Origin of the sequence: Streptomyces spongiae, assembly GCF_009377185.1 — a bacterium.
In the GTDB taxonomy this organism is placed as follows: Bacteria; Actinomycetota; Actinomycetes; order Streptomycetales; family Streptomycetaceae; genus Streptomyces; species Streptomyces spongiae.
The window spans coordinates 1-8,279 of record NZ_VJZC01000450.1 but is presented as its reverse complement, the minus strand read 5'-3'; the positions used below and the strand labels follow the sequence as shown (position 1 = coordinate 8,279).

General features: G+C 70.9%; 8 protein-coding genes. 1 reads left to right on the top strand and 7 read right to left on the bottom strand.

The window, feature by feature from the left end; genetic code table 11:
- Positions 1-49: 49 nt before the first annotated feature.
- From FNH08_RS37775 to FNH08_RS37740, 7 genes are all read right to left on the bottom strand, one after another.
- Complete coding sequence (locus FNH08_RS37775; RefSeq protein WP_152776047.1) at positions 50-655, bottom strand: TetR/AcrR family transcriptional regulator; 606 nt, start codon at positions 653-655, stop codon at positions 50-52.
- A gap of 46 nt (positions 656-701) precedes the next feature.
- Entirely contained in the window at positions 702-1,547 is an 846-nt protein-coding gene (locus tag FNH08_RS37770; protein WP_152776046.1) for a fumarylacetoacetate hydrolase family protein, read from the bottom strand.
- Between the two features lie 11 nt (positions 1,548-1,558).
- Positions 1,559-2,485: a 3,4-dihydroxyphenylacetate 2,3-dioxygenase gene (locus FNH08_RS37765; protein WP_152776045.1), complete on the bottom strand. Its 927-nt coding sequence runs from the start codon at positions 2,483-2,485 to the stop codon at positions 1,559-1,561.
- On the bottom strand, positions 2,478-3,938 hold the full coding sequence (locus FNH08_RS37760) for an aldehyde dehydrogenase (RefSeq protein WP_152776044.1): 1,461 nt from the start codon (positions 3,936-3,938) through the stop codon (positions 2,478-2,480). Before FNH08_RS37760 ends, FNH08_RS37765 begins: the two co-directional genes overlap by 8 nt.
- A gap of 344 nt (positions 3,939-4,282) precedes the next feature.
- Complete coding sequence (locus FNH08_RS37750) at positions 4,283-5,095, bottom strand: acetoacetate decarboxylase family protein (protein WP_152776042.1); 813 nt, start codon at positions 5,093-5,095, stop codon at positions 4,283-4,285.
- Between the two features lie 22 nt (positions 5,096-5,117).
- Positions 5,118-6,326 carry an NAD(P)/FAD-dependent oxidoreductase gene (locus FNH08_RS37745; RefSeq protein WP_152776049.1) on the bottom strand — a complete coding sequence of 403 codons (1,209 nt, stop codon included), beginning with the start codon at positions 6,324-6,326 and terminating at the stop codon, positions 5,118-5,120.
- Positions 6,327-6,349: 23 nt separating this feature from the next.
- The gene (locus tag FNH08_RS37740; RefSeq protein ID WP_152776041.1) at positions 6,350-6,538 is read right to left on the bottom strand and encodes a ferredoxin; all 189 of its coding nucleotides are present in this window, start codon (positions 6,536-6,538) and stop codon (positions 6,350-6,352) included.
- 285 nt (positions 6,539-6,823) lie between these two features.
- Between FNH08_RS37740 and FNH08_RS37735 the strand changes: the two genes are divergently transcribed.
- Entirely contained in the window at positions 6,824-8,179 is a 1,356-nt protein-coding gene (locus FNH08_RS37735; protein WP_322726138.1) for a glutamine synthetase family protein, read from the top strand.
- The last annotated feature ends 100 nt before the right edge of the window (positions 8,180-8,279 follow it).

Here is an 8,279-nt window from a genome sequence, read left to right as displayed (position 1 = left end):
CCACCCAGGCACCCCCCTCGGGCTCGCACCCTCCCCGCGCACCGGAGGTCTATTCGCCGTTCGCGTCCAAGAGCCTCAGCAGGCCACGCAGCTCCTCCAGGGCCGCGTCCGTGACCTCCGGTTCGCCGAGGACGAGCTGATGCAGCACGAGGCCGTCGAGCGCGGCGAAGACCAGCCGGGTCAGGGCCTTGTCCGCGTCGGCGGGCAGCATACGGCTCAGCTCACGCTGGGTGGCGTCGAAGTACTCGTCGTACAGTGCCCGGAGCTGCGGCAGCAGCTCCGGCCTGCGGCGGGACTCGAGAAGCAGCTCGTACTGGAACGCCTGCGTGCCCGGATCCGCCGTGACCATGTCGGACAGCCCGGTCGAGAAGTCCGCGACCTTGCCGGTGCCCGGCTCGAGGGCGCTGGTGCTCAGCGAGGTGCGGATCGTGTGCGCGAGCGCCTCCTCGATCAGTGCGTCACGCGAACCGAAGTGGTGCACGACGAGACCGTGTGTGACCCCTGCCTCCTCCGCGACGGCCCGATAGGTGAGTTTGCGCAGTCCGCCTCGCGCCACCACACGTACGGCGGCGTTCAGCAGAGCCTCGCGCCCCTCGCCGTAGTGCAGGCGCTTGCGGGGCCGCCGACTCTTGGGGCCGTCTGCGGAATCGGTCATGCCGGTGACCCTACCCGCACACCCTCGGGACGAGGACCGCGCGGCATCAGCGCCTGGGCGGGCGGATGCCGCGGAACTCCCAGTCGCCGCCGAGCGCGGTGGACAGCACCTCCTCGGACTCGGTGGGCTGTGCGCCGACATCGTCGCGGACGGGGGTCGGCCCGGTCACGATGTGGTTGGTGAGCCGGCCGATGCCCTCGACCTCGACCTCGACGACGTCACCGGGCTGTACGGGGCGGGAGTTGGCCGGGGTGCCCGACAGCAGGACGTCCCCCGGGTACAGCGTGATGGTGCGGGCGATGTCGGCGACGAGGTAGTGCATGTCCCACTGCATCTCGTCGGTCGAACCGTCCTGCACGACCTCGCCGTTGACGTATGTCCGCAGGCTCTTGCCGTGGAAGTCCCAGTCGGTGACCAGGCCGGGGCCGAGCGGGCAGAGCGTGTCGGAACCCTTGACGCGGAGCATGGAGCCCGCGTCGGTGTCGCGGAAGTCGTGCAGGCCGTAGTCGTTGGCGACCGTGTAGCCGACGATGTACTCGCCCGCCTCGGCCGGGGATATGTTCCGCGCGGTCCTGCCGATGACGATGGCGACCTCACCCTCGTAGTTGAGCCACTTGCAGCCCTCGGGGCGGACGATCGCGCCCTTGTGGGAGTTGAGTGAGGAGGTCGGCTTGTGGAAGTAGGTGGGTGTGCCGGGGAGTTCGATCCGGAACTCGTCGACGCGGCTGCGGTGGTTGAGATGGACGGCGATCACCTTCGACGGCACCACCGGGGGCAGGTGCCGTGCCTCGTCGGTCTTCACGCGACGGCCGTCCCCTGCGACGAGTTCGTCCCCGTCGACGGTGACCTGGACGGCGGCGCCGTCCAGGAGGATGCGGCGGTATTCGGGCATGGTGGGACTCCTCAGAGGGGGCTGGTCGGGGACGGGGCTGCGGGCAGGCCGGCGCCGGTCCAGCCGTCGGCCGGACGGTCGAACCACAGATGCACCTGACCGGTGCCGATGGAGTTCTCGTACGCGCCGTACTGACGGGCCCTGGCGACGCAGGCGTGCTCGCCGAGGGCGCCGGCCATCATCAGGTAGTGGAAGAACTTCGCCTCCGGCTTGTACTTCCAGAACTCGTCCATGGTGTCGAGGACCTTGTCGTGGCGGCCCTCCTTGAACCAGGCGATGCGCTCGTGGTCGGCCTCACGCGCCTCGGGCGTGAAGATGTGCGCCGGGTCGCTCGCCTCGTGGTCGCGCAGCTCGCGCAGGGGCCAGAACGTGTGGGAGAGGGCGCCGGAGGCGATGAGCAGGACGCGGCGGCCGGGGGTGGCGGCGATGCCCTCGGCGAGCGCGCGGCCCAGACGCAGATGGTCCTCCATGTCGCCGGTCTGGCAGACGCCGATGGTCACCCACCGCTTGTCGGGCAGCCCCTCGCCGAGGAACTTCCAGAGGTTGATGGTGGCGTAGTAGATCGGCAGGTAGTCGTCGTCGATCGCGGTGATCCAGGTGCCGTGCCGGTCGGCGAACCTCTCGATGTTGCGGGCGAGTTCGGGGTCGCCGGGGAAGTCGTACGGCATCCGGCACATGCCGCGCGGCAGTTCCTCGGAGGTGAACAGACCGGCGCGGCGCTGTTGGGCGGTCACGACGAACTCGACCGTCGTGGCCCAGTGCGAGTCGAGGACGACGACGGTGTCGTAGTCGTCGCGCTCGAAGACGTCCTGGCGGAGTTCGCGGAGGCCGGTGACGAGGGTGATCTCCTTGCCCTGGTTCAGCTCCAGCCGGTCCTCCTCGGGGAGCACGATGGTGGGCACGTGGGCGAGGAGACCCGCCCCGACGATCTCACCCATGGTCCTGCCATCCCTTCGGGGCGGTCACGGTGTTCTTGACGTCGCAGTAGAAGTCGAAGCTCCAGTTGCCGCCCTCGCGGCCGACACCGGACTGGCGGGCGCCGCCGAAAGGGGCCCGCAGGTCGCGTATGAAGAAGCAGTTGACCCAGACCGTGCCGGCCACCAGCTGCGCGGTGACGCGTTCGGCGCGCTCGGGGTCGCCGGTGGCGACGGTGGCGGCCAGGCCGAAGCGGGTGTCGTTGGCGAGCCGGACGGCTTCTTCCTCGGTGGGGAAGGTCTGGAGGGTGAGGACCGGCCCGAAGACCTCCTCCTGCACGATCTCCGAGTCCTGGGCGACGCCGGTGAGCAGGGTCGGCGCGTAGTACTGGCTCCCTTCGCGGTGGCCACCGATGACAGCGCGCGCCCCGGCCGCGACCGCCCGCTGCACGAAGCCGTCGATCTTCTCCAACTGGCGTGGGTGGATGGTGGGCCCGATGTCGGTGGCCTCGTCACGCGGGTCACCCTGCTTCAGCCCGGAGGCCCTCTCGACGAACCGGCGCGTGAACTCCTCGGCGACGGACTCCTCGACGAGGAAGCGGGTGGCCGCGAGACAGACCTGGCCGGCGTTGTCGTACTGCTCCACCGCGAGGTCCACGGCGAGATCCAGATCGGCGTCGGCGAACACCAACAGCGGGGACTTTCCACCCAGTTCGAGGCTGAGCGGGGTGAGGTTGGCGGCGGCGGACTCCGTGATCCGCCGGGCGGTCGGGACCGAGCCCGTGAAGCTGATCCGACGCACGTCCGGGTGCGAGGTGAGGGCGTCGCCGATCTCGGAGCCGTAGCCCTGGACGACGTTCAGCACCCCGGCGGGCAGCCCCGCTTCGGCGGCGATGTCCGCGAGCAGGGAGGCCGTCAGAGGGGACCACTCGGCGGGCTTGAGCACGACGGTGTTGCCGGCGGCGAGGGCCGGGGCGACCTTCCATGTGGCCAGCATCAGCGGGGCGTTCCACGGAGTGATGAGCACGCAGGGGCCCGCCGGGTCCCAGCTGACGTGGTTGGTGTGGCCGCGTGTCTCGAAGTCCTCGTGGTCCAGCTTCAGCAACCAGTCCGCGAAGAAACGGAAGTTGTGCGCCACGCGGGGCATCACGCCCCGGCGGTGGGAGCGCAGCAGGGCGCCGTTGTCGGTGGTCTCGACGATGGCGAGCTCCTCGAGCCGCTTCTCCACGCCGTCGGCGATGGCGTGCAGGATGCGGGCACGCTCGGTTCGGGAGGTGGCGGCCCAGGCAGGGAAGGCGGCTTTCGCGGCAGTCACGGCGGCGGCCGCCTCCGTCGCCGTACCGCGGGAGATCTCACCGATCGTGCTGCCGTCGATGGGCGAGACATCGGTGAACGTGTCGGTGGAGGCGACGCGTTCGCCGCCGATCCAGTGCCGGGTGTCGACGGAAACGCCGCCGACGGTGATCTTGTCAGTCATGAGAAGGGCTCCAGTTGGACGAGGGGACGGTGACCCACCTAGGGCCTGTCGTTTGGATCACGCCTGGGCCGCGGGGCTTGGCACGCACATCTGCGGCGTTGTCGTCGGTTGCCAACTCCCCCACGCTCGAACGAGCTCGCGCGGGGGCACCCCCATCGCGTTGACGCCCTCCTCCGCCTTGCAGCTGCACGCACCAAGCCCCGCTCACCGGCGGTCACAAGGAGCCCTGGGCCGAAGCCGGCGTGATCCAAACGACAGGCCCTAGGGGCGCGGGGCTGTGACATATTGCGGCTCCACCGCGTGGGCGCGATCAGCCACGAACCACCCGCGCGTAGACGACGACCTCACTCGGCACCCGCTCCGGACGTCCCGGACTCCAACAGCCGCCCGCCGTCCCAAACCACCCCGACCTGCCGGTAGTACGCAGCGATCGGCTCGCGGATCTCCAGCCGCGCAAGCTCCTCGGTCGGCGCCTCGAACAGCTCCAACTCCGCGTTTCCGACCCACGGTTGACCACCCTCGAAGGAAGCGGCCCCGGACTCGATCAGCTCGTCGAGAGCCAGCCCCTTGCCCTTCTCGATCGAAGGAAGCCACCGGTGATGGGCCATGGGATGCCCGTTGACGAACCCGTTCGTCTCCGACGGCTCCCGCAGGGTCACCACAGCCTGCGCCAACCGCCGGTCCGCGGCAGCGAGCGTCGCCCCGAACCGCGCCCCCGCCTCGATCCGCGGAGCGGGCCCGTACGGATGCGGACGCGTCTGGTGGATGGACCCGAGCTTCTTGGGATACCCCTGGTGCAGTCCCCGGGCGATCGCGAAGTCCTTGTCGACCCAGATGAACACGCACCGCGAGTACGTCCGCCCCCCGTACCGGCACCGGACGACGGCGAACGCCTCCTTGTACTGGGAGAGCACCGGGTCCAGCAGTTCGTCACCGGAAGTGGAGCAGGACTGCCAGTCGGCCCAGATCAAGGCGACCGCGCCCGGGTCCTCGTCAGCCAACTCCAGCGGCTCGGGCAGCAGTTCACGTACCCGCGAGGGATCGGTGCGGTACTCGACGGTGAGCAGGTCGCCGGAGTACCGCCACGGCGGCGACGGAATCAGCGACGAGACACCGCTCGCCGTCTTGGGAGGGAAGTAACCACGGACAGAGGGCATGACGGGGTTCCTTAGGTCTTGCTCACGCGGTGAGAGCGGGCGACTTGAGCAACTGGGGGCGGCAGGCGGCGGCGCCCCTCGCGGCGGCCTGGCCGCCCAGCGCGACGACGCCGACGAGCCGGCCGTCCCGGTGGTAACCGGCCAGGAGGTCACCCTCCGGATCACCGTCCAGGACACGGACGTCACCGAGGCCGAGGACCGGCGCCCCGAAGGACTGCAGCCGGAACTCGTGCTGGTCGCTCCAGAAGGTGGGCAGCGGCGCGAAGGGAGCCGACTCCCCGTCCGCACCGGTGAGATGGGCGACGAGTGTTCTCGCCGCGTGCTTGGCGGTGTCGGTGGGGATCGACCAGTGCTCCACGCGGCGGGGTACGGCGTCGTAGCGCGCGTTGGGGAATCGGGCGACGTCACCGACCGCGACGACCTCCGGCCGCCCGCCGACCCGCAGCTGATCGTCGGTGAGGACACCGTCGGACAGATCGAGTCCGTTGTCCTCCAGCCACTCGACGTTGGCGACCGAGCCGACCGACTCGACCACCACGTCGGCGGACAGCACGGTGCCGTCGCCCAGGACGACACCGGTGACGCGGTCCTCGCCCTCGAACCCGGCGACTCCCGTGCCGAGCGCGAAGCGCACCCCACGCTCCTCGTGCCGCTGCAGCAGGGCACGGCCGAGCAGCTCGCCGAGCGGACCGACCATGGGCAGGGGCAGCGGATCGACGACGGTCACCTCGCGGACGCCGAGGCCCACGGCGGTGGCGGCGACCTCACAGCCGATGAATCCGGCGCCGACCACGACCACGCGGGCATCCGGCCGGGTCAGCTCGTCCCTGAGGCCCTGGGCGTCGGCCAGCGTACGGACCGTGTGCCGGCCGGTGAGCGGGCCGGCGCAGCGCAGCCGCCGGGGCCGCATGCCGGTGGCGACGACCAGAGCGTCGTACGAGAGCGTCGAGCCGTCGTCCAGTTCGACGGTCCGCCCGTCGAGCCGGGCCGCGACAGCCTTCGTGCCGAGTCGCCACTCCACGTCGCCGGCGGCCGCCTTCGGCGTGAAGGCCAGCGACTCGAAGGGGGCCTTGCCGGCCAGGACCTCCTTGGAGAGCGGGGGCCGGTTGTAGGGCATGTGGGGCTCGTCGCCGACGACGGTGATCGCCCCGGTCCAGCCCGCCGCGCGCAGCTGCTCGGCGGCGCGCAGACCGCCCATCGAGCCGCCCACCACGACCACGCGTCCGGTCATGGACGTCATGGAGGTCATGGACGTCAGCCCGCGATCCGGATGGCCTGCAGCGGACACACGTCCGCGGCTTCCTCGACCTCGTCGCGCAGCGCCTCGTCCGGGTCGGAGACGTACAGCAGGTGGCCGTCGTCGTCCATCGAGAAGACGTCCGGGGCCGCGAAGACGCACTGGCCGTGGTCCTGGCACTTGTTGATGTCGACGACGACCTTCATGGCGGTCCTCCTGAGGGGTGCGGGCGTCGGAGCAGAGGAGGGGAGGGGGAGAGGGCCCGGCCCGGACGGGGCCGGACCCTCGGCCACAGGGGAGCGAAATCCGCACCCCTGACTCGTTTGGCTTCAAACAACATAGGAAGCCCGCTGGGCCTGGTCAATACCTGTCCATGTGGATAAATTTTTTGAACCACCCCCTTGCGGGTCGGTGACTCCTGTCCATACCGTTCGGGGCCAAACGAATAGCGCCCGGGGGGAGTCCCCGCCCTTCCGCTCAAGGAGACATCGGTGAGCGCATCCGACACCCCAGACATCCGCCGGCACATGGAGCGGCTCGCCGCCGACGGCGTCGACGTGGTCCGGGTGACGTACCCCGACCTGATCGGCACCGACCGCGCCCGCGACGTCCTGCTGGACCACCTGCCGACGGCCGCCGAACACGGTCTGGCCTTCTGCCGCGCCGTCTACCACACCACCCCTCAGGGCGACGTGGTCCCGGTCCCGGGCGGTCTGGACGCCGGCCTTCCGGACGTGTGCGTACGCCCCGACCTGTCCACGGCCGCCCCGCTGCCCTGGGAGCCCGGCGTCGCCACCTGTCTCGGCGAGGTCAGCGACCCGGCGACCGGGGCTCCCGCCGCCGAGTCCCCGCGCGACCTGCTGCGCACCGTCCTGGCGCGGTGTGCCGAGCAGGGCCTGCGCCCCGTCGTCGGCCCCGAGCTGGAGTACTTCCTGCTGGAGCCCGCACCCGGCACGCCCACCGGCTGGCGCCGCGCACCGGAGACCACCGGCGCCGTCTACACCGCCGGCCTCCGCGCCGACCCGGACAACCATCTGCTGCGCACCCTGCGGCAGCTGCGCGACCTCGGCCTCGGTGTCGTCACCGGCAACCACGAGTTCGACGGCGGGCAGTACGAGATCAACCTGACCCACTCCGACGCCCTGGACGCCGCCGACCGTGCCTTCCGCTTCAAGGCGGCCGTCAAGGAGCTGGCCCGCCGGGAGGGCAGGCTCGCCACCTTCATGGCCAAGCCCTTCGGCGACGCCGGAGGCTCCGGCTTCCACCTCCACCTGTCCTGCGAGGACGCCGAGGGCGGCAACGCCTTCGACGGCCCGGCGGGCGCCTACGGTCTCTCGGCGACCGCCCGGCACGCCGTCGCGGGCATCCTCGCCCACGCGCCCGCCCTCGCGGCGCTGGCCAACCCGACCGTGAACTCCTACAAGCGCTTCGGGCGCGACACCCTCGCCCCCTGGCTGATCGACTGGGGGCTCGACAACCGCAGCGCGATGGTCCGCATCCCGCCGGAGCGCGGCAGCGGTGCCCGCATCGAGCTCCGCCTCGGCGACGCCGGCGCCAACCCCTACCTGCTGATCGCGGGCACGATCGCCGCCGCCCTGCTCGGCGTCCAGGCGGGCGAGGAACCACCCGCCCCGCTGGAGGGATACGGCTACGACACCGCCCGTTCCGCCCTGCTGCCGACGAACCTGTCCGCCGCGCTGGACGCGCTGGAGGCGGACACCGCCCTGACCGACGCCCTCGGCAAGGACTTCACCACCTCGTTCCTCACCTACAAGCGGGACGAGCTCGAACGCTTCGGCCGGCACGTCACCGACTGGGAGTTCACCGAGTACGCCTACCACCTGTAAGCCACTACCGCCTGTAAGCCGCTGCCACCGGCAACTCCGCTGCCACCGGCAAGCCCGCTGCCACCTCTGAGTCCGCCGATAGCCCCCGGCGCCCCCGAAA

Coding starts and splice junctions, on each gene's coding strand:
- FNH08_RS37775 (WP_152776047.1), bottom strand. CDS start 655: ATGACCGATTCCGCAGACGGCCCCAAGAGTCGGCGGCCCCGCAAGCGC.
- FNH08_RS37770 (WP_152776046.1), bottom strand. CDS start 1,547: ATGCCCGAATACCGCCGCATCCTCCTGGACGGCGCCGCCGTCCAGGTC.
- FNH08_RS37765 (WP_152776045.1), bottom strand. CDS start 2,485: ATGGGTGAGATCGTCGGGGCGGGTCTCCTCGCCCACGTGCCCACCATC.
- FNH08_RS37760 (WP_152776044.1), bottom strand. CDS start 3,938: ATGACTGACAAGATCACCGTCGGCGGCGTTTCCGTCGACACCCGGCAC.
- FNH08_RS37750 (WP_152776042.1), bottom strand. CDS start 5,095: ATGCCCTCTGTCCGTGGTTACTTCCCTCCCAAGACGGCGAGCGGTGTC.
- FNH08_RS37745 (WP_152776049.1), bottom strand. CDS start 6,326: ATGACCGGACGCGTGGTCGTGGTGGGCGGCTCGATGGGCGGTCTGCGC.
- FNH08_RS37740 (WP_152776041.1), bottom strand. CDS start 6,538: ATGAAGGTCGTCGTCGACATCAACAAGTGCCAGGACCACGGCCAGTGC.